The following is a 24,419-nucleotide window of genomic DNA, read 5'->3' as shown; positions in this document are numbered from 1 at the left end:
GGATGAAAGGGAAACTTTGGTTATGGCTGGATAAAGTAATGGACATCATACTATTGAGTTTAGTAATTCTAGTATTTTCTTTACCCGTGGTTACAATGCTGGCTTCTTTTTCTGCAGGGATACAAGTCTTTCGGAAAAAGCAGGCAGGTCAAGTGTCAGAAAATGTGTTTCGGCTGTTCTTTATCTCATTTAAGGCCATATTTTTCAAAGGCTTGATCGGTGAGCTCATTTTATGTTTATTCTATTTCATTGGGCTGGTCAATATCGAAATTGCCCGAACAGCTGCTCATTCGATGAGTATTTTCATCTATTCTATTACTGCCTTTTTCTTGCTGGTGATCACGTTAAGTGCGATCAATTATATGATTGTGATGCCCGATAAGGAACGTTCCATGAAAGAAATGCTAAAAAATAGCTTAATTATGACTTTTGTTAAATTTCCCTATTCATTCTCTATAGGAATCTGTTATGTGGTCTTAGTTCTATCGTGTATTATCTTTCCTCCGATCATGATCGTTATGATCGGTACAGTAAGTTTTATCCATCAAAGGTTTGGGAGGAAAATATGGAATGCAGCTGGCCAGGCCCTGCTTACTCCATAGATTCCCACAGCTAAAATAAGCTTCAAATAGTTACTGGAAGGTGTGTGCTAAATGTTTTACATGCTTGATAAAGTAAAAAGCAGGATTGAAGAATTAAATGACTATCGGTACCAAAATCGCGAAGGGATTAATGAATGGTTTTATAAAGAAGACGAAACAAAATCAGAAAAATATCCGCCTAAAGTAGATGAAACATGGAATGTGTTCCGCCGCGGCGAAACATGGTCAGGCAGAGACTATTACATTTGGCTTTCTAGCAAATTGTCTATTCCTGATTCAAAAGACGACGAATTCGTTTTACTGTTTAATTTCGGGAAAACTGATGGAGGAACCAACTCAGGTTTTGAATCTTTGCTGTTTATCAATGGCGTTCCCTATCAAGGAGTAGATGCGAATCATAAAGAAGTATTTATCGATAAACGATTCTATGGAACGACGATCGATTTGAGTTTGAAATTATGGTCAGGGTTAGAAGGCGGCGGTCCGCCAAGAACCATCAAGCATGACTTTAAATATAGCGATATTGCAAGCTTACAGCCAGATGTGGATGATTTATATTATACGGCCAAAATGGTTTTGGAAACGGCACAGATTCTTGATAAAAATGATCCAAATAAAGTGATTTTAGAAAAAGCATTGGCAAAGACATTTACATGTATTGATTGGTCTGAACCTGGAAGTGAGTCCTTTTATCAATCCTGTATCGAGGCAAATGATACGATGCAGCGTGAGATTGAGAAACTGGACAAGCATACACCTGTAACGGTGACTGCGATTGGACACACGCATATCGATGTAGCCTGGTTATGGAGATTGAAACATACGAGAGAAAAGGCGGCAAGATCGTTTTCGACTGTGTTGCGTTTAATGGAACGTTATCCGGACTACTATTTCTTGCAGTCACAGCCGCAATTATATTCCTATATGAAAAAGGATTATCCGGAAATCTATGAGCAAATTAAGCAAAGAGTGGCCGATGGTTCTTGGGAAATTGACGGAGGAATGTGGCTAGAAGCGGATTGTAATATACCATCGGGCGAATCGATTGTCAGACAGTTATTGCACGGAACACAGTTCATGAAAAATGAATTTGATAAAGAACCGAACTTCTTATGGCTGCCAGATGTTTTCGGCTATTCATGGGCATTGCCGCAAATTTTGGTGAAGTCCAATCTAAAAGCCTTTATGACAACGAAGATCAGCTGGAATCAATTTAATCGGATGCCGCATGACACGTTTTGGTGGAAGGGTATTGATGGAAGCAAAATCTTAACCCATTTTATTACAACACCTGAACCTGAAGATTATGGGACCGATTCCTTCCATTATACGTATAACGGTGTATTAGAGCCAAAGACGGTAAAAGGCGTCTATGATAACTATATTGATAAGAATATTAATCAAGAAATGCTTGTCTGCTATGGCCACGGGGATGGCGGCGGCGGTGTGAATCGGGAAATGCTGGAACAGCGAAGACGTTTGGATAAAATCCCAGGACTGCCGCATGTGAAGACAGGTTCCGCTAAGCAATACTTTGAAAATCTGCGTGAGACGGTAGAAAATACGGATGAATATGTTCATACATGGGACGGGGAACTGTATCTGGAGTACCATCGCGGAACGTATACTTCTCAAGCGTTCGTTAAGAAATTTAACCGGAAACTGGAGTTAGGGTACAGGGAAGCAGAGTTTTTAAGATTATGGGCATTAAAAGAGAATAGTCAGTATGAGTATCCAATGGACAAGCTGCATGACGGCTGGGAGATTATTCTCCGCAATCAGTTCCATGATATTATTCCAGGCTCCTCTATCCATGAGGTATATGAGGATGCGAGAATAGAGTACGGCGTGGCAACAGAAATTCTAGAGCGTATTAACGAGGAATTCCGTTGTAAAATAGTAAACAATCAATCAAACGAATGGAACATTTTTAATAGCAATGCGTGGGAGCGCAGCGACTTTGTGTTCATTCCTGAAACAACTGCAGGGTTACGTTTTGTCAATCATGCCAATCAGCCGTTAGAATCGGTTGAACTAGCGGACGGTTACCGTGTGTATGTGCCAAATATACCTTCTTTGGGCTATGAAACCATCAAAGGGTTCAACACGAAGGAAGCTACTGCTGAAACAGAGGTATTTATTGTAGAAGAGCGAAAGGTGGAAACGCCATTCTACGTGATTGAGTGGAATACCGACGGCCAATTAGTCGGTCTCTTAGATAAAGAAACGGGAAGAGAAGTACTTGCAGGTAAAGGAAATGTATTCCAGCTTTTCGAAGATAAGCCAATGAACTTTGATGCATGGGATATCGATATTTACTATAGCGAAAAAATGAAGGAAATCGCTGCTGATGCCATCACGGTGAAGGAAAAGAATTCCCTGTTTGTTGAAATTGAATTTACCTATCAATTTGGCAAATCTGCCATCACTCAAACGATGATCGTAAGTTCAAAATCAAAGAGAATTGATTTTAAGACAAAGGTAAATTGGAATGAACGCCAGCAATTATTGAAAGTAGCGTTCCCAGTCAACGTAAGAACAACAGAAGCAACCTATGATATCCAATTCGGGAATGTGAAGCGGCCGACACATTGGAACACAAGCTGGGATATGGCACGATTTGAATCAGTTGCCCATCAATGGGTCGACCTATCTGAATATCAATTTGGTGTGAGTTTATTGAATGACTCGAAATATGGTCATGACATTAAAGATAATGTCATCCGACTAACATTATTAAAGGGAGCTATTGATCCAGACCCGACTGCAGATGTGGGCGAGCATGAATTTACCTATAGCCTGTATCCACATAGCGGTGACTTTATTCAAGCGAATACGGTCCAAGAGGCTTGGGCGGTCAATTGCCCGCTAGAGGCAGTATCTGGAACGGTACCTTTTGTTCAACAACAGCTTATTACTTTTATGAATGAACCAAAAATCTTGATTGATGCGATTAAGAAGGCAGAAAATTCCGATGGAGTGATTGTCAGATTCCATGATTATACCGGCGGCACACAAAAAGTGACGTTCAAAGCTAATTTCCCATTCAGTTCTTGGACGGAAACCGATTTAATGGAAAATCCAATTGGTGATCTGGTATCCACAAACGAAGTGGATGTAACAGTGAAACCATTCGAAATTAAAACTTTACTGTTCACAGTATAATATTTTTCAGCGATTTAGCTGTCAAAAATGGTTATAAGTAAGATTGTTTTGGTGCTTTTCCATATTTATTATGTACCTAGGGGGTAGGCATCATGGTGAGATTGAAGCAAAGAGAGCTGCAAATATTGGAATTCTTACTTGTCCAAGAAGAATTTATGACCTATAAGAATATCTCTGAACATTTACATCTCACAGAAAGACAAGTAAGGTATGACATCAATAATATTGAAAAGTATTTAATGAAAAATCATTTAGATGTAATTAGGAAAAATCCGAAAAAAGGAATTATCATAATGGAGAAGGCGGGGCTTAAGGGGCAGCTCCAAGCCTTCAACCAATACACGACGATACGTGAATATAAGTACTCAAAGAAAGAGATTCAAAGTTTTATCTTGCTTAAATTGTTAATTAGCGACGAAATTGTCCCGGTTGCGGAATTTGAGGATATTCTCTTTATTTCCCGGACGACCGTGTTAAACAATTTAAGCGAGATCGAAGAAATGCTCCTAAACGAGAATTTGTCATTGGTTCATCATACGAGAAAAGGCTTCACCATTTCCGGTCCACAAGTAAAAAAATATAATTTTTTTACAAGAGTGTTAATGGAGTTAATTAACATTCGGGAAATCTATAGCTTTGTACTCAATAATGATAATGTTTTCTCGAAGCAGGCGGAATTGGTGTTATTTAATCTGCTTGATTTGGATATTTTGCATCAGGCCTTGCTGGAATGCCGGAATATCGAAAAATATGCAGGGAAAGTCTTAGATGACCGTAATTATGTCTTATTATTAATTGTCGTGATGAAAATCCTCCAAGAAAATGCTGATTGGCATTTTAATGACTTTATTCAACAGCGCCAAGAGAAGTCCGAACATGGGGCGCTTCTATTAACGATTATTGAAAATATGAGAAGCCATTCCGATCATAGTGATGATCAAACGATTGCGAAATTTCTTGAAGAAATTATTGACCATATATGCAGGGCGTATCACGTTGATTTCAAAGCTAATCCTGCTTTTATCTCGCAATTAAAAGCACATATTGAGGCAATGGTGAAACGGGTGAAGCAATCAATCGTTGTCCAAAATCCGATTTTTCACGATTTTGTTTCGGACTATAAAGAGCTATTTTTAGCGACAAAAGCAGCCTGCAACAATGCAGAGAAATATTTGGGGATTAGCATTGGAGATCAAGAGATTTCCTTTATTGCGATCTACTTTGCATCAGAGATCCGCAGGCAGGAAGATCGTAAGGTGAAAAAGGCCAGAATATTAATTGTCTGTGTGGAAGGCTTAGCGATTTCGCAAATGATCAGCACGCAGATTAAGAAAATATTTGAATATGAGGAAGTAAAAACCTTACCTGTACGGGAATTTAGCAAAGAGCATCTCAATCAATATGATTTTATTATTTCTACGGTTGATTTGCCGGATATTCAGTCTTCCAAAATATTAAAGGTTAATAATTACTTGCGGAAAAAGGATTTGGAAGTCCTGCAGCAACATTTAAGCTTAAAACTCGTGATGAATGAGAAAAACGAGTTAGATAAATTTAATTTAATCATGCAAACAATCCGGGCAAATACCAACATTACAAATTTGAGTAAGCTGGAATTGGACTTAATTAACATCCTTTCGAAAGATGATGCAAGGGCTCCTAAAAAAGAAATCCCGAAAATTTATTTTGACGAATCCTATATCACGAGGGAAAAAAGCATTCCAACCAACCGATGGGATTTGGCCATCAAAGCGGGGACACGTGCATTAATCGATAAAGGGTTAATTAGTGAAACCTACGAGCAAAAAATCATTACTAACTTGCGAAAGTTTGGTCCTTATATGGTTGTCGCACCAGGGGTTATGCTTGCCCATGCAGGTATGGAGGACGGGGTAATACAGGATTCCATCTCGATCACCATTTTACCAAATGGAATCGATATCAATGATCGATTTGAAAAGCCAATTAAATTAATTATTACGTTAGCTTTTAAATCGAAAGATACTCATATGCTCGTGGAAAATATCGCAAAGCTGGCATTGGATGATGAGAAAGTGGAAAGGTTAATTCAATTACAATCAAATAGAGAAATATATGATTTGGTTTCTGCAACACTATACAGCTAAGGGGTGGTTTTAATGGTGAATGAGCAAATCTCATTTGAAATGATTTCAAAAGCAGGAGAAGCATTTTCAATTCTTGTAAAGGCGCTGGAACATGCCCGGAACGGGAAACTGGAACTGGCGGAAGAAAATATTAAAAACTCCGAAATATTAATGAATGAAGCCCATAACTTACAAACTAGTTTAATTGTCAATGAAGCAAATGGCGTTCCAAATGAATTCTCTGTGTTATTAATTCATGCTCAGGATACGTTAATGAATACCATTTTAATGTCAACCATTGTGAAAGAAATGATTCTTATGTTCAACACTTTAAAGAAGGAGTTGGTTTGCAATGAACAATAAACTGCACATTCTATTGCTTTGTAATTTAGGAGCATCCACTGGCATTTTAGTGTCCAAGATGAAAGAGGTTGTCAACAACAGTGAAAAACTAAAAGACAAGGATATTAAAATAGAAGCTCATCCGGCAGGAGAATTAAACGAACATATTGCTCATTTCGATGTGATGCTTCTTGGTCCGCAAATCGGCCATCGCTTTGATGAACTAAAGGAATTGGCAGATGCTCATCAAAAACCAATCGAAATTATTAATAGCAAAGATTATGGAACGATGAATGCGGGGAATATTATTAAACAAGCAATTGTCATGAATTCACAAAGGGTTAATTAATAGGGAGTTCGTTTCAATGAAATCACTCCTTAGCTTTATAGACAAACGAATCCCCACCATTCAAAAGGCAATTGCACCCTTCGCGGGGAGACTGGAGAAGCAAAAACATTTAGCTTCCATCAAAAATGGAATGCAGGACTTAACAGCAGTCTTACTCATTGGATCGTTTTTCTTTGTTATTTCGTTCATTTTACAATACTTACAGAAAAACTTTGGGTTATTAGGTCCTCTGAAGCTAGATCTATTGAATATTCCGGTACAACTGACATTCGGGATGCTGTCGATCTATGCAGCCGTGTCTGTATCGTATCGTCATGCTAGAAGGATTGATGCCCCCATCATCCCATCGATTTTTTCCAGCGTTTTTATTGTCGGGGTTGCTGTTGGCGGGATTACCCCGACTGGAATTAATTATGGGAATTTTGATACGGGGGGCTTCCTAATTGCTTTAATTGTGTCGTTATTGACGGTGGAAGTATTAAACAAATGTACGAAATATAATTTAACCGCTAAATTTAAACACATCCCAGAAGGCAGTGTTCATACATTCCAATTCGTCATGCCTGTTGTATTACTTTCGGCTGCCTTCTTGGCTATCAATCTATTGATTGAAACTACGACAAAGCAGACTAATGTGTCGGAATGGATCTTTCATTACCTGTTTTGGGGGATTGAATCGATTGATACACCAGTTATGGTCTTTATTCTCGTATTCTTGGAAATGCTGTTTTGGTTTATTGGTATCAATGGGTATGCCGTTCTAGCCGGTTTTATTCTGCCGTTCGCCACCTTCTATTTAGGAGAAGACCTATCGGCCGTGATGAACGGGGGGACACCGGAATATATTTTCACTCCAAACTTCTGGGATTACTTTGCTAGTTTATCAGGGGCAGGGATTGCTGGAGCCCTTGTCCTCTTAGCATTAGGCAGTAAAGTGAACGAGATTAAAAGTGTTGGTAAAACATCCGTTATTCCAAGTTTGTTTTCGATTACGGAACCGATTCTCTACGGCCTGCCGATCGCATTTAATATCTATTTGTTTATTCCTTTTGTGATTGGAACGCCAATATTGGCTACCTTACAATGGTATATTTTTAAGTGGGGATTTGTGAACTTTCCCGTTGTTCATGTGGCCGATGCACCCATCCCTATTGCACAGGTTTTGTCCACAATGGACTGGCGGGCGTTAATTATGATGATCGTTGTCTTCATACTCGCGGTCATTATGTATTACCCTTTCTTTAAGCTTTATGAAAAAAGCGTCATGGAAGAGCAAAATAATCAAGATAACGATCGGTATGCAGAACTTGATTTAGATTTTTAAACAGCATGGGAGGAAGAAAAAATGAAATCTATTACTGTCAATGGGACCAGAAATCATCAGCCTATTACCCTGACTTGCTCAAATATTGTTTTGGGATCTGGGGATTTCCTGAGACTTGATAATATGGAATTTGCCGCACCTGTTTTAGATGAATATATGGCTCATGGCGGCAATACCTTTGATACGGCAAGACATTATCGTCATAGTGAAAAGGCATTGGGAATATGGATGGAAATGAGAGGCAATCGGGACAAGTTGAATATATTAACAAAAGGTTGCCATCCTGTAAGGGAAAATCCTCACCAGCCAAGAGTAACCCCTGAAGCAATTGAAGAAGATTTAATGACGAGCTTGGAATATTTAAAAACCGACCACGTTGAACTTTATGCATTGCATAGAGATGATCCAACAAAACCGGTTGGCCCGATTATGGAAGCTCTTCATAAACAAGTTGAAGCAGGAAGAATTTACGCCATCGGGTTATCCAATTGGGAAATAGATCGAATCATCGAGGCAGATAACTATGCAAAGGAAAATAGATTGACACGGCTTAGCTTCAACAGTCCTAATTTAAGCCTGGCTAAGCCATTAAAGCCACGCTGGGAAAATTGCGTGTCCGCGAACAGTGACATGGTGAAATGGCATGAAGAAACAGGCCTCCCGTTATTTTCTTGGTCCAGTCAAGCAGGCGGCTTCTTCTCAGGACGTTTTGCTCCAGAAATTCTTGACGATCAAGAAATGGTGGAAGTTTATTATAGCGAGGAAAACTGGGAAAGATACAGCCGCGCTAAAGTATTGGCGGAGAAGAAACAGGCATCACCGATTCAAATTGCTTTATCCTATGTATTAAATCAATCATTTCCTACTGCCGCACTGATTGGTTCAGAAAATAAGAATGAATTAGTTTCTTCCATTTCAGGTGCATCTATTGAACTTACTCCAGAAGAGATCCATTACTTGGATTTGAAAAGAGATGAGCTAGCGTGAAAAATTTAACGTCAAAGATTGCCGCGCAAATGTACTCTGTCCGCAAGGAGTTTGCAGAGGATGCTGAAGGGACTTTAAGAAAACTGAAGGAAATTGGTTTTGAGGCTGTCCAGCTTGATGGGATGAGAGGAAATGATCCGATTCAAGTTGCCCGGTTACTTAAAGAATATCAATTACGAGTCGCAGGCATGCATATCAAGCATGATCGTTTTTTTAACGATTTAGATGGAATCATTGAAGAGGCCTATTTATTTGGCTGTAAAACGATTTACGACAAGTATATTGATGATGAAGAACAGAACGAACAAGGCTACCGCAAGACAAAAGAAGTATTGCTGGCAGCGGCACAAAAATTGAGTCCGCTTGGTTTTAGAGTTGGTCTTCATAATCCGGAGTATGATTACAACAATGATGTCGATGGCCGGAAAGTCATGGATTATATTACCGACCCTGTCAATGGGATATGCATTTACCCAGAACCAGATACGTATTGGATGACGGTCGCTGGTGAAAATCCTGTGGAAACGATTAAGAAATACAGTGGAAGGGCTCCAATCCTCCATTTGAAAGATTATCGTTCCGGATATGATGTGAACGATATGGAAAACAACTTAATGGAAGTTGGCAGCGGTGATATTGATATGAGGTCCGTTGTTAAATGGGGAGAAGCAAACGGAGTTGAATATTATTGTGTGGAGCAAGATTATTCTAGAATCGGCATCTTCGAAAGCCTAAAAAGAGGATTTGATTATCTCGTAAGCTTGGAAGAAGAATTGTAGAGGGGGAGTTAGATGAACGGGAGCGATATTACTTTTGAAACAAGATGTTTAAGTTCCCTTGAAAAAGTGTTTGCTGATGAGGAGCTGACGCACCCTTCATTTAGCAGGGCAACTTCATTGCAAAATGAAGTTTTTTCTTTTCAAGTTGCTTATCGATTTATAGGGGAACCAATCAAAAATATCGGTGTGGAAGTAAAAGCAGATTTTCAAACTCCTGTACAAGTTCGAATGGTGGGACTTGTTCCATCGGAATACCCTAGCTTTCACGACCATGATGACCAGGTTCTGCGGACGGCGCCGGGGTTATATCCAGACCCCCTGTATCCGATTGGTGAAGAGGGAATGATTGGCTATCCAAACCAATGGCGCTCTGTCTGGTTTACCGTTCCTATCGATAGTAAGGATCAACCGGGCATTCATGAAATTACCATCGTTTTTAACAATGAAAATGGCGACAAATTGGCGGAGGAACAATTTCTGCTGGAGGTGGTTCCTGTTGAATTGCCTCAACAGCAATTGATTCATACGGAATGGTTTCATACGGATTGTTTGGCTGTCTACTACGATGTTGATGTGTTTAGTGAGGGGTATTGGGAACTTGTGGACCAGTATGTAAAAACCGCAGCTGACCATGGAATCAACATGATTCTTACTCCATTGTTTACCCCTCCGCTTGATACAGAGGTAGGTGGAGAACGGCCTACGGTCCAATTAATCGGGGTAGAAAAGCATGGAGATGAGTATTGTTTTTCTTTTGACAAATTGACACGCTGGATAGAGATTTGTTCAAATCGTGGCATTCAATACTTTGAGTTCTCCCATTTTTTTACTCAGTGGGGGGCGTACCATGCCCCGAAAATTGTCGCCGTTATGGACGGTCAGGAGCAATCCATTTTCGGCTGGGATACAGATGCAACGGGTGAGGATTATCAATTGTTTCTTTCCCAGTTCCTGCCGCAGTTAGTGAAATATATTAAAAATCACCATCTAGAAAAGCAGGTTTACTTTCATATCTCTGATGAACCAAACACGGAGCATTTGGAATCTTATAGGCGTGCAAGTGAATTGATCTTTACCCATCTTGCGGAATTTCCTATTATTGACGCCTTATCGGATTATGAATTTTATAAAAAAGGATTGGTAAAACAACCGATTCCAGCGACTGACCATATCGAACCATTTCTTGATCAGGGTGTACCGAATCTTTGGACCTATTATTGCAATGCCCAATATAAAGAGGTTTCGAATCGATTTTTTAACTTCCCATCTGTCAGAACGCGGATCCTTGGATTACAGCTGTATAAACATGATATTAAGGGTTTCCTGCACTGGGGCTATAATTTTTGGTTTTCGCAGTATTCCCGTAAACCAATTGATCCGTTTAAGAATACGGATGCGGATATCAGCTTCCCTTCAGGTGATGCCTTTTTAGTGTATCCCGGCGAAAAGGGTCCGATTGAATCGCTCAGACTCGAAGTCTTTTTCGATGCCCTGCAGGATGTAAGAGCACTAAAATTATTGGAAGGTCTGATAGGAAGAGATGAAGTCATTTCTTTATTGGAAAATCAATTGGAACATCCAATTACGTTTAAACAATACCCATGTCAAAGTGATTGGTTGTTGGGTATCCGAGAACAAATTAATAGAAAAATAGCTGAATCTATCTAGTTTATTCATGTTGCCATCGTATCGGTGGCTCTTTTTGTACTGGTTTGAACTTTTTTCATAGGATAGGAGGGAACCTTTTTCATGTTGAAAGCGAAAGAAAAGTATGTATATACACCGCCAGCAAACGGATATCCCGAGTGGAATAACAATCCTGAAATTTTTGAATTAAATCGTCTCCCGGCACATGCCACCAGCATGCCGTTTTTATCAGTTCAAGATGCCATGACAAAGGATCGAATGGAGTCCCCAAACTGTCAATTGTTAAATGGGGAATGGAAATTTTCTTTTTCTAAGAATCCTGCGGCAAGGACTAAGGATTTTTTTAAACAAGGATTTGATGAAAGTTCCATGAAGCCGATTCAAGTTCCGTCACATTGGCAGCTTCAAGGATATGATTATCCTCAGTATACAAATATCCGCTATCCATGGGAAGAACAGGAGGACCTCAAACCTCCATTTGCACCAACGAACTATAATCCTGTTGGTCAATATATTACCTATTTTGATATTCCAAAAGAGTGGGACAATCAGCCTGTTTATATCCATTTTGCCGGGGTAGAATCTGCCTTTTACGTTTGGGTGAATGGCGATTTGGTCGGGTATGGCGAAGACAGCTTCACGCCGAGTGAGTTTGATCTCACCCCCTATTTAATAGAAGGGAAAAATAAATTGGCGGTTGAGGTCTATCGCTGGAGTGATGCCAGCTGGTTAGAGGATCAAGACTTTTGGCGGTTAAGCGGTATATTTCGCGATGTCTATCTCTATACCACACCGCTTCTTCATGTACGGGATTACTTTGTGCAAACCCATTTAGATCAGGCGTATACGAATGCGGAACTGTCTATTGATTTCAAGTTATCCAATTATGCCTGTTTGTCTGACGAGCAGGTAACGATGGAGGCGCAATTATATGATCCTGCTGGGAACATAGTTTTTCATGAAAAGGTAGCTGAACAGTACAGGCAATCCATAGAAGATGCAGAGATGCATTTTAGTAAAACGATTCTCTCACCGTCGCTTTGGAGTGCTGAGAAGCCGGCGCTTTATACCTTTGTCGTTACCATGAAAAATAGAGAAGGGGCGATCATGGAAGCGCAAAGCTGTAAAGTGGGCTTCCGAAAAATTGAAATAAAAGATGGTCTGATTCAGATCAATGGCCGGCGCATCTTGTTTAACGGTGTGAATCGCCACGAATTTTCCCATTTGAGAGGTCGCGCAGTTACCAAGGAAGAGATGGTTCACGATATCTTGGCAATGAAACAGCATAATATCAATGCCGTCCGCACCTCCCACTATCCGAATCACCCTTTTTGGTATGAGTTGTGTGATCAATATGGGTTGTATGTCATCGATGAAACCAATTTAGAAACCCATGGTTCGTGGACGTATGGACAAGAGGAAATAGGCGACACCGTTCCCGGGGATCACGAAGAGTGGACGGCAAATGTCATCGACCGCTGCCATTCCATGCTTCACCGGGATAAAAACCATCCTTCAGTTGTCATTTGGTCGCTCGGAAATGAATCGTTTGGCGGAATGAACTTTATCAAAATGAAGGAACATATGAAAAGCGAGGACCAAACCAGGCTTGTGCACTACGAAGGGGTCACGATGTACCGTGCTTCGGATGATGCAACCGAAATCGAAAGCAGGATGTATGAGTCTCCATCTATGCTTGAGGAATATGCTTTACAGGCAGAAATGAGTCCAGTTCCGGTAAAGCCTTATATTGTCTGCGAATATGCTCATGCGATGGGAAACTCAGTCGGGAATCTCTATCAATATACAGACCTTTTTCAAAAATATCCGATTTTGCAAGGCGGTTTTATCTGGGATTTTAAAGATCAAGCCATACAAACGACCGCCGATACCGGTGAAACATACCTCGCTTATGGCGGCGACTTTGGCGAATCACCGCACGACGGAAATTTCTGCGGCAACGGTCTGATATTTTCGGACGGGTCATTCACACCGAAAATTTTTGAAGTGAAAAAGTGCTATCAGCCGATTGATGTCCGCCTTGAGAACAAGGGTTTTACTGTGATCAATAAACAGTTATTCACTGATGTGGAGGAATATGAAACAAGATGGACAATACTGAGAGAGGGGGAAGAAATAGCAAGTGATACTCTTAGGGTTGCTTGTCCGCCATTATCACAGACTGTTATTGACTTAACTGATGTTCTCGAAAAGTTTGTAAAAGGAGAACAGGAATACATTCTCACGATTAGTTTTCATACCGTGACGGATCAGCTATGGGCTAATAAGGGGCATGAAATGGCTTTTGATCAATTTGTCCTGTCAGAACGAAGCGTTGTTTCGCCGTTACAAGGGAGGCCATTAAAAAATATCGATGAAACCGATGACCAGCTAATAATCGAAGGGGATACCTTCACGGTGTTCATCAGCAAATCAACAGGGCTGATTACCTCTTGGCTGTCTCGGGGAGCAGAAGTTTTAGCTGATCCCATCACACCGAATTTCTGGCGGGCCCTTACAGATAATGACCGTGGGAACAAGTTGGGTGAGCGTGCGGGGATTTGGGAACATGCCGGCAGGACGGCAAAGCTTGAGCGCTTAAAAATTGAAGAGATGGTTGGTAAAGTTGTGGTTCGTACGGTCCTTCAATTGCAAACGTCTCCTGTATCACAATGTACGATTGATTACGAAATAGCCGGAGACGGGCAATTACGGGTTGTGTTTGAACTGTTGCCTGGTAAAGGCCTGCCGGAAATTCCGGAAATCGGGGTGATTCTTCCATTAGAGAAGTCGTTTGAACATCTGGCATGGTACGGAAAGGGTCCACATGAAAATTACTGGGACCGCGAAAAGGGTGCCAAAATCGGCTGCCACGTTTCCACTATTTCAGATGAGTTTGTACCTTATTTAAAGCCTCAGGAACATGGGAATAAGACCGCTGTTCGTTCCTTTGAAATTGCAAATGAGCAAGGAGTAAAACTGCGCATTACGGGTGAGTCATTACTAGAAATCAATGCTGGTGCTTACTCGGCGGCTGAGTTACAGGAAACAGCTCATACGTATCAATTGCCGGAGCGGACGAAAACCTATGTACGCGTCAACCATAAGCAAATGGGTGTTGGCGGCGATGATTCATGGGAGGCAAAAACACATCCTGAATTCACACTATTTGCTGATCGGACGTATCGGTATGCTTTTAGGATTATGTGTCTGTAAATGGGCATTGAAAATATTTGCGAAAGCTGTCGGGCAAAGTAATGGATGAATGGTGCAGAGAGCAGTTATGAGAGCGAAAATCAAAAAAATGAAGAGATAGATAGAAGCGGGGGCTATTTCTCTTGTTTCTTTATGTGCAAATAAGCATGGGGCGGTTTTTGGAGAAGAACGGTCCTTTGCACCTTAAGGAGGTACAAAAGTATGTTAGGAGCAATTGAAGCAGGCGGGACGAAGTTTGTTTGTGCTGTTGGGGATGAATACGGTCAAATCCATGAGCGGATTCAGATACCGACAACGGTGCCAGAAGAAACAATGGGTCAGGTGATAGAGTTTTTCCAGCAGTATTCGTTGGATGCTATAGGGATTGGTTCTTTCGGACCGATTGATGTGAACCGGGAGAGTCCAACATATGGTTATATTACGTCGACCCCTAAAGTAGCTTGGAGGAATTACCCGTTTGTTCAAGCATTGAAGGACGAATTCGATGTGCCAGTTGGTTTTACTACGGATGTGAATGCGGCGGCATTGGGTGAAGCGACGCTGGGGGCTGCGAAAGGATTAGACAGCTGCTTGTACATAACGGTTGGGACCGGAATTGGGGCTGGGGCTGTTATTCAAGGCAAGCTTTTAGAAGGGCTGTCCCATCCGGAAATGGGCCATATCTTCGTGAGGCGTCATGAGGACGACAGCTATAAAGGAAAATGCCCCTACCATCATGATTGCTTAGAAGGGCTTGCGGCAGGACCTGCTATCGAGGAACGCTGGGGTGATAAGGGCATGAACCTTGTGAACCGGCCTGAGGTCTGGGATTTGGAAGGGTATTATCTCGCCCAAGCATTGATGCAGTACATTTTGATTCTTTCTCCAAAAAGTATTATCTTAGGCGGAGGAGTCGCGAAACAGGAGCAGGTATTTAGTGCGGTTTACAAGTACTTGCCTGAGTTACTTAACGATTATGTAGCGTTACCGGATTTGGCCCAATATATAATGAGCCCTGGGCTTGGAGACAACGCTGGAATTACTGGAGCGCTTATTCTCGCGAAGGAGGCTCTTTAAGGCAAAAAAAGGCCTTTTCTCATGTTAATGAGGAAAGGCCTTTTTGACCAGAAATAATAAGTTGAATGTTATTCTTTTGCATGTAATTCTGGTAAACTTCATTAGGCATGGTATCTGTTACAAGGTAATCAATCTTATCTAATCCGCAATAGGTCATTAACCCGTATTTATCAAATTTATCATGATCAACTAATAAAAATACTTCAGAGCTTCTATTCACAATAGAAGCTTTTAATTCGCTTTCAAGTGGTGAAGAATTCGTGACACCATTTGATAGGGAGACGCCTGTTGAAGCCATAAATGCTTTATTAATATTATAGGCATTTAGAATATCCATATATTTTAAGATTCCAAATGAATTTGTCTTTCTTTCGAGTATTCCACCTGCTGTAATCACGTTTAAATTTTCGAAAGGAAGTGCACGAACGATAAAATCAAGGCTATTGGTGATCACTGTAACCTGTTTCTTATTGATATATTCAATCATTTCAATAGTGGTTGTTCCTGAATCGATAAAAATGATATCTCCGTCCTGTACATAATTCGCTGCGGATTTACCAATCATTTCCTTTTCTGTTTGATGACGTACTCGCCTGTCATGGAAAGATTCTAATTTAGCGCGCTTGTAATCATTTACAGCTACACCGCCATATACCTTTTTGAAATCCCCCTTTTCAACCAGTTCCTGAACATCCCGACGAATCGTGTTTTTTGACACCTGAAACACGTTCATCAATTCATCTAAAGATACAGATTTATGTTCGATAATATACTCTTCAATTTTATTGATCCGTTTATCTTTTATCATTTCCGTCCATCCTTTATTTCCTAATCAAACTTATAATTGATACCGTTTTCAGTGTTTGATATTAATTATATATTACCAACAATTTATCAAAAGTTCACTAAGAATATCAAGATTTTCTTAACTGAATTATTTATCAAAACAGAAAGAAATAAACAAAAAAGAAGCACGGGAATGGTACAACTCCCGTGCTTAACTCATTCATTTATGCATGTAAAGCCAATTGGATCATTAATTCGATGCCAGTTGGAATGGCAGCTTCGTCGATGTCGAATTTAGGATGGTGGTGCGGGTATTGGCTTTTTTCGCTTTGCATTCCGACATTAATGAAGGCGCCAGTTTTTTCTTTTACATAGTAGGAGAAATCTTCAGCACCCATAACAGGTTCTTTTTCCACAAAGACCCCTTCTCCAAAGGATTTTTCAATAATTCCCTTCGCAATTTTGCATGCCTCAGGGTGATTGTATAATGGCACAGTGCCCTGGATGAAGCGGTAGTGCCCTTTGGCGCCAAAGCTTGCACAAAGCGATTCAGTTAAATGAGCCGTTTTTTCGTGCATTAATTCTGCAGCCTCAAACGTCATCGCCCGAATCGTTCCTTGAATTGAAACCTTCTCCGGAATCACATTATAGGAATGGCCTGCCTGCATCCCGCCAATCGAGATGACCCCGGCATGAAGCGGGTTCAAGTTGCGGCTGACAATCGATTGAAATGCCTGAATCAGATGGGTCGCGATATAGATCGGATCCACTGTTTGGTGTGGATAGCCGCCGTGCCCGCCTTTCCCTTCAATGGTGATCTCAAAATCGTCACACGATGCCATCACATAGCCGGTGGCGAAGCCAATTTCCCCAAGCGGCATCCCGGAGATATAATGAATACCATAAATCGCTTCGACACCGTCGAGTACGCCTTCGTTTACAAGCTGCTGGGCTCCGCTTGGCGAAGCTTCCTCAGAACTTTGAAAGATTAACACAATATTGTTTTTTATAAGCTGTGAGTTTTCGCTCATCCACTTAGCCGCTCCCAGCAGTGTAGCGGTATGGCCATCATGACCGCAGCCATGCATCACACCGGGTACGGTTGAAATATACGGCTTGTTGTCTCCTTCTTCTTGAAGCGGAAGGGCATCCATATCCGCTCTCAGGGCAATCGTCTTTTTCCCTTCTGTTCCTTTAAAAAAGGCAATGACATTCGGTGCGGAAAACCGCGAATCGATCGGAATACCAAATTCGGTTAATTTCTCCTTTACATAGGCTGCTGTTTTATATTCTTGTCCTGAAAGCTCAGGGTGCATATGAAAATGGCGGCGCTGCTGAATTGTCCATTCAGCAAGCTCTGAATCTACTAATTTTGTCTGGATCATGATTGTTCCTCCAAGTTGGATATTTTTCTAAAATAACTTTGAATTTTTATGCAATAATTTTAATTTATATTCAGATATAATGCAACAAAAAACTTCTACCATATTGATGTTTCACTTTATTGATAATTGTAATTTATGTCATTTATTTGTTTATACTCCAATTTTCGACAACATGTGATAATATCAAAGATAATACAAGAATTGAAGGGGTAGGAACAGAATGTCGTTAAGTGTTAAGTGGGAATCGATTCAAAGAATGCCTAAAATGATCTTGGGGCTGTGCATCATATTAACAGTGATTCCTGGTTTTTTAGCTAGATTGGATATGTTTTATATTGATGATATGGTTTGGTTTTTACTGCTATTCCCTTGCTTTATTTTTTCCTATTATTTAGGATTTGCCGGCGGGGTCTTTGCGGCATTGACGGTTAATGTCTATCACCTGTTTTGGTTTATGTATGAAAAATATCTGCGAATGGCAGAATTAGTCAACCAAGAATTATCCCTCCATATAGGTGTGGCTATCGTCACTTTTTTATGCGCGATTGGTGTTGGACTATTGTCGGAAAAACTAACCGAAAAACAATTGCAGCTGCAAAGTTTGAATCAAAAATTAAAGCATTTAGCCTTGTATGATTCACTTACAAGTCTCCCAAACCGGCATTACTTTATGGAAAGATTATCAGAAACCTTACAGGGTGAACCATCCGTTACCCTATTGTTTGTTGATTTAGACGGATTTAAAAGGGTGAATGATACCTATGGCCACGAAGAAGGAGATCGCATATTAATAGAAGTGGCGAATCAGTTAAACCTTTGCTGTCATGATTCCATGTTTGTCGGCCGCCTTGGGGGCGATGAGTTTATTGTCATGTTAGTGGGGGCGGATCAAGAAAAATCAATCGAAGCAGCGCAGGAAATTTTGAAAAAGTTACAATTAAATGTACATGATTTGAGGATTTCCGCGAGCATTGGCATTGCCATATCTAAACATGGTGATACCCCCTCAGCCCTATTAAAAAGTGCTGATAGAGCTATGTATCATGTTAAATCAACAGGAAAAAATGCAGTCGGCGCCTGACCAAAACCAAATGGCCCATCTTTCTACGATTATGTCGGAAATACAGGAAGCAATGGAACCGGTCATGACGAAATTTGTCCGTCTGCTAGCCAATCAATAATCTAAAAAGTGCCCTCTCTGTGAGGGCACTTTCGCTTGTGCGACGGGCAGTCGTACCTTGTGCAGATTACTTGCACTGAATGAGTTGTTAAAGGTTGGAGTACGTTATCTCGGTAAACACGACTCCCGAATTCCAGAAGACTCATTCTCTCGAAGGTGGAAGTCCTTCCATTAGAGTGCTGATACAACTAGTGAAGACTAATCTAGGGCATCACCGTGAGGTGGTGTCTGAAGGAGATGCGGACAATCGAGAGACCCGTAGTCGGATAAGCAGACCCAAATGCAAAAGTGTGAAGCACGGCGGCGGGGTAAGTTGGCGACCATGCGATTATAATGGGAAGCCCGCTACAAACAGTAATGGTTTCTGTTCAATGAATCAGCCGGGCAGAAACAGCTTACCAAGTGATGGTGCTGGGTATGTTTAAAAGGAAGGTACGATGACCCCGTGAGGTCTCCATTCTTACCGAAAGGACATTCATCTATAAGGTTAATCTGAAATGATGGCTGTGGATGGAGAAGTCAGACGTTCTCATAGTACGGAAGTAGTGTATGGACCAAACCATACATGAACGGAAGGGGAACGACCTTGTGGCTCCACATCTGTAAAGGTGTGTAATGCTAACAGAAAACGATACTTCGGTATAAACGAGCTGAATGTACACAATGAAGGGTGCGGAATATGCAATGAATCAAGCGTTAAAATTCAAATGGCATAGTATTTACGGACAAATTCTTTTCGACAGAAAACTAAAAGCTGCTTGGGAAAAAGTAGAAGCCAATAAAGGGTCTGGTGGTATTGATGGCGAAACGATTGACAGTTATAGATACCGTCTAGAAGAAAATTTAGATTCGCTTTTACAAAAGTTAAGAAAGAAAGAATACAAACCTTCCCCAGTAAGAAGGCACTACATTCCCAAGAAAAATGGCAAAAAGAGACCTCTAGGCATACCAAATATAGAAGACCGAATTGTCCAACAGGCTTTGGTAAACGTTCTTCAGCCGAAATTTGAAAAGGGTATTTTCCACAAATGGTCATGTGGGTACAGACCTAATGTAGGACCAGAGCGTGTTCTACAAATAATCCTTGCAAATATCGAACAAGGTTACAATTACATCTTCGATGCAGACATTAAAGGATTTTTCGATAATATTCCACACAAAAATCTAATAAAAGTCTTAAACAAATACATTGCAGATGGAACTGTGTTAGATATGATATGGCTGTGGTTAAAGGCGGGATATATGGAAGAAGGAAAATATCATTTAACTGATTCTGGGACTCCGCAAGGAGGAGTCATCTCGCCACTACTTGCGAACGTTTATCTAAATGAACTTGACTGGACTTGGGCAGAACATAAATTTCGATTTGTAAGATTCGCTGACGACTTCTTGATATTTGCTAAATCAGAAGAAGATATTAAAAAGGCGGCTGAGATTACGGAAGATAAATTAGCCGAACTCGGTCTGGAGCTTGCATCGGAGAAAACAAAGATTGTAAATTTTGATGACGATGACTTCGACTTTATGGGATTTACGTTTGAACACTGGAGAAAACGTAAAAAGGATGGTAAGCCATACTATATCGCCAAACCAAAAGAAGCTACTTGGAAGGATTTTCGACAGAAAATCAAAGATAAAACCAGGAAAACTCTAACCCTAAGCAAGGAAAAATGGATTGACCAAGTAAATCCTGTAATACGAGGTAAGGTTAACTATTTTCTAACCATATATAAAGCGATTAAAGCGAATGAAGAACATGGATTTGCAAGTTCATGTTTCTTTAAAGCATTCGGGAAAGAGTTACAAGCGATAGATGGCTATATTCGGCAAAGACTAAGAGTATCCATGATACATGCCCATCCAAGCCAAAGAAAAGGTCATGCCATGAAAACGAAGTGGAATAATAAATTCTTTGCGATGATAGGTCTCATCCCTTCATATTGGTATTATTATCATAAAATATACGGTTTTTCCTTAGAAAGCTACATTCTTCGAATGAAAGAGAAGCAACAAGAGAAACAGGAGAAAAGAGTTCTTAAAGCAAAAGAACAAGGTCAAGAGTATTATACTCCCGACCTTGTTCGTAAAATGAAATATGCACAAAGATTAGCAACGTACTGATTCTGTAACACATTGGTAAGCCGTATGCCTTAATAGGGCACGTACGGTTTGATGAGGGGGTAGCCTCGAAAGAGGTTACCCTACTCTATTTTTTTTTACTATTCATTCCCCATTAAATGAAGGTAAAAGTTCAAGTCTGTTTCCAGGTGTTTCTTCATTAGTAATTCAGCCGTTTCTCCATCTCTTGCCTTGATTGCTTCATAAATTTCTTCATGTTCGTCGATGAGCCGCGGGCGATTGTAGATGACAACGGTTTTTCTAAATAGGTAGATTATCGCCTGCATCCGATCGATGATCTCAATCATGAATGGATTATTGCTGGCTTGAACAATATCATTATGAAACCGTTCATTGGCAGACATGATTTCTTCTTTCGTTCCATTCCTGCCAATCTCAACATAGTTATAAAGTTGTTCAATTTCTTTTTCTTTAAGAAAGGTCGCGGCACATTTCGCTGAATAGCCTTCTAGCTGAATCCGGACTTGAAACATATTTCGTAAATCTTTCTCTGTCGGCTTTACCACTTTCTTTTTCACAATAAGTCCTTCATTTTCCAATTTTCGAATTGAATCTCTTATCGGTGTTCGACTAACACCTAATTCCGCAGCTAATTTTTCTTCGACCACTTTTGTTCCACCTGGAAGTTCCCCTGTTAAAATTTTATCACGAAGAATTTCATAACATTGATGGTATGCAGGGCGTGAGCTATTACTTTCAAGCACAAGTTTCACCTCAGTATATTTCTTATCTACATACATAGTACCAAATTGCTTTCGTAAATAATACTGGTGAATAAGAGGATAGGTTATACATAGAGTGAAAAAGTGTATACAAAATTAAATAAAAATGTATACAAAAAATAAAAAGTGGTATACAATCGAAGAGTAAATTATTTATGAAAGCGATTGCTAGTTGAAAATCCGTTCAAAAGCGGATGATTCATCAAGTAATCTTCTATATTTCTGACCATAGCGAACGGGGAGGCATACAACATGACTAGAAAGATTGGCTTTATCGGATTAGGTATTATGGGAAAACCAATGGCATTAAACCTTATTAAGGCAGGACATAGCGTAACGGTTAATGATCTTAATCAAGAGGCAGTGAAAGTGTTAACAGAAGCTGGAGCGGCTCAAGCGGGCTCAGCGAAAGAAGCAGCTGAAAACAGCGAAATTATTATCACGATGCTGCCGGCATCTAAGCATGTACAAGCTGTTGTTCTTGGTGAAAATGGAATTTTGGCAGGAGCAAAAGAAGGCTCCATTATTATTGACATGAGCTCGATTACACCTGCCGTTTCGAAAGAACTTGCAGCAGAAGCATCGAAAACGGGCGTTGGCTTTTTGGATGCACCAGTTAGCGGCGGAGAACCAAAAGCGATTGACGGAACATTAGCGATCATGGTTGGCGGTAAGGAAAATGTATTCGAAGCAGCAAAACCGGTCCTATATGATATGGGGAAAGATGTGACATTAGTGGGCGACAGCGGCTGCGGTGTTACGGCAAAATTAGCGAACCAAATTATTGTTAACCTGAATATTGCGGCGATGTCTGAGGCACTTGTTCTAGCAGCAAAAGCCGGAATTGATATAGAGAAAATGTATCAAGCAATCAGAGGCGGACTGGCAGGCAGTGCGGTACTAGATGCGAAAGTACCTTTAATTCTGGAAAGAAACTTTGCTCCAGGAGGCACGATTGCCATCAATATGAAAGATATTACGAATGTGATGGATACAGCTCATGAAATTGATGTCCCGCTTCCATTATCAAGTCACCTGCTAGAAATTTTCCACGCTTTAAAAGTGGATGGTAAGTTAATGAACGACCACGGCGGCATTGTTCAATATTATGAAAAACTGGCTAATGTTGAAGTAAGGGGTTCTAATCAATGAGTTCAAATAAAAGACTAGTGACAGAAGTTTTTAGCAGGATACCATCTGTTGATTCAGACGTAGTAAATGAAATAATCGAAAAGGAACTGCAAAAGCTAAATAAAAAAATCATCGTTCTGGACGATGATCCAACAGGGGTTCAAACGGTTCATGGTGTTTCCGTTTATACTGACTGGACGCTGGACAGTATTGAAAAAGGGTTCGCAGAAGACAATTCCATGTTTTTCATTCTGACAAACTCACGTGGATTTACAGCTGCTAAGACGACAAAAGCGCATCAAGAAATCGCAGCGAATATTGTGTCCGCAGCGAAAAAATTTAATCGTGATTTTATCATCATCAGCCGCGGTGATTCTACTTTAAGGGGACATTATCCCCTTGAAACAAAGGTGTTAAAGGAAACAGTCGAGTCCCATTCTGAACGGACATTTGATGGTGAGGTAATCGTGCCCTTCTTTAAAGAAGGCGGCCGCTTCACAATTGATAATACACACTATGTTCAATATGACGAATATTTAGTTCCTGCAGGGGAAACGGAATTTGCGAAGGATCGTACCTTCGGTTATACCAAATCCCATTTAGGCGAGTATGCAGAGGAAAAATCGCAAGGTGAATATAAAGCGGAGAATATGACGTATATTTCACTTGAAAGCTTGCGTTCCCTTGATATTGAAGCGATTGAACAGCAATTACTAGAAGTTGAACAGTTTAATAAAATCATTGTAAATGCTGTTGATTATGTCGACGTGAAAATTTTTACGATTGCTTTAGTTAGGGCAATCAATAAAGGGAAAAATTTCATGTTTAGAAGTGCAGCCGCTCTTACGAAGGTCATCGGAGGCGTAGGCGATAAAAGCTTACTAACTCGGGCTGAACTGATCACAGAGGAAACCGAAAATGGCGGGATTGTCATTATTGGTTCACATGTGCAAAAGACAACCGAACAGCTTGCCGAATTGAAGAAATCCGATGCTGTCCAGTTTATTGAATTTGATGTTCATCTTGTGTTGGAACCTGAAAAATTCGAACAAGAACTTAATCGGGTTGTTGCAGCAAGTAATCAGCTAATCCAAGCGGGAAAAAATGTGGCTGTTTATACAAGACGGGAACGACTGGATCTTGGTGAAGGCAAAAAAGAAGAGGAATTAATGCTTTCTGTAAAAATTTCTGATGCGGTCACGAGTATTGTGAAACGATTAGAAGTGAGACCCGCTTTTGTGATTGCCAAGGGCGGCATTACATCCAGTGATGTGGGTACAAAAGGTCTTGAAGTGCAAAGAGCAACCGTAGCTGGGCAAGTTAGACCGGGAATTCCCGTCTGGACAACAGGCAGTGAAAGCAAGTTCCCAGGCATTGCCTATGTCATCTTCCCAGGTAACGTTGGGACAAAGACCGATTTAAGAGAAGTGGTTGAGATGTTAAGCAACAAGTCATTATAAGGGGAAAAAATATTGGGCATTAGGCTTGCTTTTAGTAAGGCATG

Annotated in this window: 19 protein-coding genes; 16 read left to right on the top strand and 3 right to left on the bottom strand. The window is 40.6% G+C overall.

Going from position 1 to position 24,419, the window contains the following annotated elements; translation table 11 throughout:
- Positions 1-2 precede the first annotated feature (2 nt).
- From FAY30_RS21695 to FAY30_RS21645, 11 genes are all read left to right on the top strand, one after another.
- The gene (locus tag FAY30_RS21695; protein WP_149871819.1) at positions 3-602 is read left to right on the top strand and encodes a DUF624 domain-containing protein; all 600 of its coding nucleotides are present in this window, start codon (positions 3-5) and stop codon (positions 600-602) included.
- Between the two features lie 51 nt (positions 603-653).
- Positions 654-3,767: an alpha-mannosidase gene (locus FAY30_RS21690; RefSeq protein WP_149871818.1), complete on the top strand. Its 3,114-nt coding sequence runs from the start codon at positions 654-656 to the stop codon at positions 3,765-3,767.
- A 92-nt stretch (positions 3,768-3,859) separates the two neighbouring features.
- Complete coding sequence (locus FAY30_RS21685; RefSeq protein ID WP_149871817.1) at positions 3,860-5,893, top strand: BglG family transcription antiterminator; 2,034 nt, start codon at positions 3,860-3,862, stop codon at positions 5,891-5,893.
- A gap of 12 nt (positions 5,894-5,905) precedes the next feature.
- Positions 5,906-6,235, top strand: coding sequence for a PTS lactose/cellobiose transporter subunit IIA (locus FAY30_RS21680; RefSeq protein ID WP_149871816.1), 330 nt, complete (start codon positions 5,906-5,908; stop codon positions 6,233-6,235).
- Entirely contained in the window at positions 6,225-6,563 is a 339-nt protein-coding gene (locus FAY30_RS21675; protein ID WP_149871815.1) for a PTS sugar transporter subunit IIB, read from the top strand. Before FAY30_RS21680 ends, FAY30_RS21675 begins: the two co-directional genes overlap by 11 nt.
- 16 nt (positions 6,564-6,579) lie before the next feature.
- Positions 6,580-7,887 carry a PTS sugar transporter subunit IIC gene (locus tag FAY30_RS21670; RefSeq protein WP_149871814.1) on the top strand — a complete coding sequence of 436 codons (1,308 nt, stop codon included), beginning with the start codon at positions 6,580-6,582 and terminating at the stop codon, positions 7,885-7,887.
- Positions 7,888-7,908: 21 nt separating this feature from the next.
- Entirely contained in the window at positions 7,909-8,874 is a 966-nt protein-coding gene (locus tag FAY30_RS21665) for an aldo/keto reductase (RefSeq protein WP_149871813.1), read from the top strand.
- A 29-nt stretch (positions 8,875-8,903) separates the two neighbouring features.
- Positions 8,904-9,653 carry a sugar phosphate isomerase/epimerase family protein gene (locus FAY30_RS21660; RefSeq protein WP_149872813.1) on the top strand — a complete coding sequence of 250 codons (750 nt, stop codon included), beginning with the start codon at positions 8,904-8,906 and terminating at the stop codon, positions 9,651-9,653.
- Between the two features lie 12 nt (positions 9,654-9,665).
- Positions 9,666-11,321 (top strand): DUF4091 domain-containing protein, encoded by a 1,656-nt coding sequence (locus FAY30_RS21655; protein ID WP_149871812.1) that lies wholly within the window; start codon positions 9,666-9,668, stop codon positions 11,319-11,321.
- A gap of 81 nt (positions 11,322-11,402) precedes the next feature.
- A complete protein-coding gene (locus tag FAY30_RS21650) occupies positions 11,403-14,516 on the top strand; it encodes a beta-galactosidase, LacZ type (RefSeq protein WP_149871811.1) in 3,114 nt (1,037 codons plus the stop codon).
- A gap of 201 nt (positions 14,517-14,717) precedes the next feature.
- Positions 14,718-15,572 carry an ROK family protein gene (locus FAY30_RS21645; RefSeq protein WP_149871810.1) on the top strand — a complete coding sequence of 285 codons (855 nt, stop codon included), beginning with the start codon at positions 14,718-14,720 and terminating at the stop codon, positions 15,570-15,572.
- Between the two features lie 19 nt (positions 15,573-15,591).
- Here FAY30_RS21645 and FAY30_RS21640 read toward each other — a convergent pair whose 3' ends face one another.
- Entirely contained in the window at positions 15,592-16,380 is a 789-nt protein-coding gene (locus FAY30_RS21640) for a DeoR/GlpR family DNA-binding transcription regulator (protein ID WP_149871809.1), read from the bottom strand.
- Between the two features lie 202 nt (positions 16,381-16,582).
- Positions 16,583-17,743 carry a M20 metallopeptidase family protein gene (locus FAY30_RS21635; RefSeq protein WP_149871808.1) on the bottom strand — a complete coding sequence of 387 codons (1,161 nt, stop codon included), beginning with the start codon at positions 17,741-17,743 and terminating at the stop codon, positions 16,583-16,585.
- Between the two features lie 220 nt (positions 17,744-17,963).
- Between FAY30_RS21635 and FAY30_RS21630 the strand changes: the two genes are divergently transcribed.
- The 3 genes from FAY30_RS21630 (at position 17,964) to ltrA (ending at position 21,044) form a co-directional block, all read left to right on the top strand.
- Positions 17,964-18,824: a GGDEF domain-containing protein gene (locus tag FAY30_RS21630; RefSeq protein WP_149871807.1), complete on the top strand. Its 861-nt coding sequence runs from the start codon at positions 17,964-17,966 to the stop codon at positions 18,822-18,824.
- Positions 18,787-18,924, top strand: coding sequence for a hypothetical protein (locus FAY30_RS27315; RefSeq protein ID WP_190284725.1), 138 nt, complete (start codon positions 18,787-18,789; stop codon positions 18,922-18,924). Before FAY30_RS21630 ends, FAY30_RS27315 begins: the two co-directional genes overlap by 38 nt.
- Before the next feature lie 683 nt (positions 18,925-19,607).
- Positions 19,608-21,044, top strand: coding sequence for a group II intron reverse transcriptase/maturase (ltrA, locus tag FAY30_RS21625; protein ID WP_149872629.1), 1,437 nt, complete (start codon positions 19,608-19,610; stop codon positions 21,042-21,044).
- Positions 21,045-21,142: 98 nt separating this feature from the next.
- Here the strand turns inward: ltrA and FAY30_RS21620 are convergent, their stop codons facing one another.
- Positions 21,143-21,766 (bottom strand): GntR family transcriptional regulator, encoded by a 624-nt coding sequence (locus tag FAY30_RS21620; RefSeq protein WP_149872812.1) that lies wholly within the window; start codon positions 21,764-21,766, stop codon positions 21,143-21,145.
- A gap of 270 nt (positions 21,767-22,036) precedes the next feature.
- Between FAY30_RS21620 and garR the strand changes: the two genes are divergently transcribed.
- Both garR and FAY30_RS21610 read left to right on the top strand, forming a co-directional pair.
- Positions 22,037-22,936 carry a 2-hydroxy-3-oxopropionate reductase gene (gene garR, locus FAY30_RS21615; protein ID WP_149871806.1) on the top strand — a complete coding sequence of 300 codons (900 nt, stop codon included), beginning with the start codon at positions 22,037-22,039 and terminating at the stop codon, positions 22,934-22,936.
- Positions 22,933-24,375, top strand: coding sequence for a four-carbon acid sugar kinase family protein (locus FAY30_RS21610; RefSeq protein WP_149871805.1), 1,443 nt, complete (start codon positions 22,933-22,935; stop codon positions 24,373-24,375). Before garR ends, FAY30_RS21610 begins: the two co-directional genes overlap by 4 nt.
- Positions 24,376-24,419: the final 44 nt, after the last annotated feature.

The sequence above is a fragment of the Bacillus sp. S3 genome (genome assembly GCF_005154805.1).
Lineage (GTDB): Bacteria > Bacillota > Bacilli > Bacillales > Cytobacillaceae > Neobacillus.
Note: the sequence above shows the minus strand (reverse complement) of the source record. Positions and strands in the feature narration are given on the sequence as shown.

Bases quoted from the DNA above. Each gene is read 5' to 3' on its own strand.
- FAY30_RS21695 (WP_149871819.1), top strand. From the start codon at position 3: ATGAAAGGGAAACTTTGGTTATGGCTGGATAAAGTAATGGACATCATA.
- FAY30_RS21690 (WP_149871818.1), top strand. From the start codon at position 654: ATGTTTTACATGCTTGATAAAGTAAAAAGCAGGATTGAAGAATTAAAT.
- FAY30_RS21685 (WP_149871817.1), top strand. From the start codon at position 3,860: ATGGTGAGATTGAAGCAAAGAGAGCTGCAAATATTGGAATTCTTACTT.
- FAY30_RS21680 (WP_149871816.1), top strand. From the start codon at position 5,906: ATGGTGAATGAGCAAATCTCATTTGAAATGATTTCAAAAGCAGGAGAA.
- FAY30_RS21675 (WP_149871815.1), top strand. From the start codon at position 6,225: ATGAACAATAAACTGCACATTCTATTGCTTTGTAATTTAGGAGCATCC.
- FAY30_RS21670 (WP_149871814.1), top strand. From the start codon at position 6,580: ATGAAATCACTCCTTAGCTTTATAGACAAACGAATCCCCACCATTCAA.
- FAY30_RS21665 (WP_149871813.1), top strand. From the start codon at position 7,909: ATGAAATCTATTACTGTCAATGGGACCAGAAATCATCAGCCTATTACC.
- FAY30_RS21660 (WP_149872813.1), top strand. From the start codon at position 8,904: ATGTACTCTGTCCGCAAGGAGTTTGCAGAGGATGCTGAAGGGACTTTA.
- FAY30_RS21655 (WP_149871812.1), top strand. From the start codon at position 9,666: ATGAACGGGAGCGATATTACTTTTGAAACAAGATGTTTAAGTTCCCTT.
- FAY30_RS21650 (WP_149871811.1), top strand. From the start codon at position 11,403: ATGTTGAAAGCGAAAGAAAAGTATGTATATACACCGCCAGCAAACGGA.
- FAY30_RS21645 (WP_149871810.1), top strand. From the start codon at position 14,718: ATGTTAGGAGCAATTGAAGCAGGCGGGACGAAGTTTGTTTGTGCTGTT.
- FAY30_RS21640 (WP_149871809.1), bottom strand. From the start codon at position 16,380: ATGATAAAAGATAAACGGATCAATAAAATTGAAGAGTATATTATCGAA.
- FAY30_RS21635 (WP_149871808.1), bottom strand. From the start codon at position 17,743: ATGATCCAGACAAAATTAGTAGATTCAGAGCTTGCTGAATGGACAATT.
- FAY30_RS21630 (WP_149871807.1), top strand. From the start codon at position 17,964: ATGTCGTTAAGTGTTAAGTGGGAATCGATTCAAAGAATGCCTAAAATG.
- FAY30_RS27315 (WP_190284725.1), top strand. From the start codon at position 18,787: ATGTTAAATCAACAGGAAAAAATGCAGTCGGCGCCTGACCAAAACCAA.
- ltrA (WP_149872629.1), top strand. From the start codon at position 19,608: ATGAATCAAGCGTTAAAATTCAAATGGCATAGTATTTACGGACAAATT.
- garR (WP_149871806.1), top strand. From the start codon at position 22,037: ATGACTAGAAAGATTGGCTTTATCGGATTAGGTATTATGGGAAAACCA.
- FAY30_RS21610 (WP_149871805.1), top strand. From the start codon at position 22,933: ATGAGTTCAAATAAAAGACTAGTGACAGAAGTTTTTAGCAGGATACCA.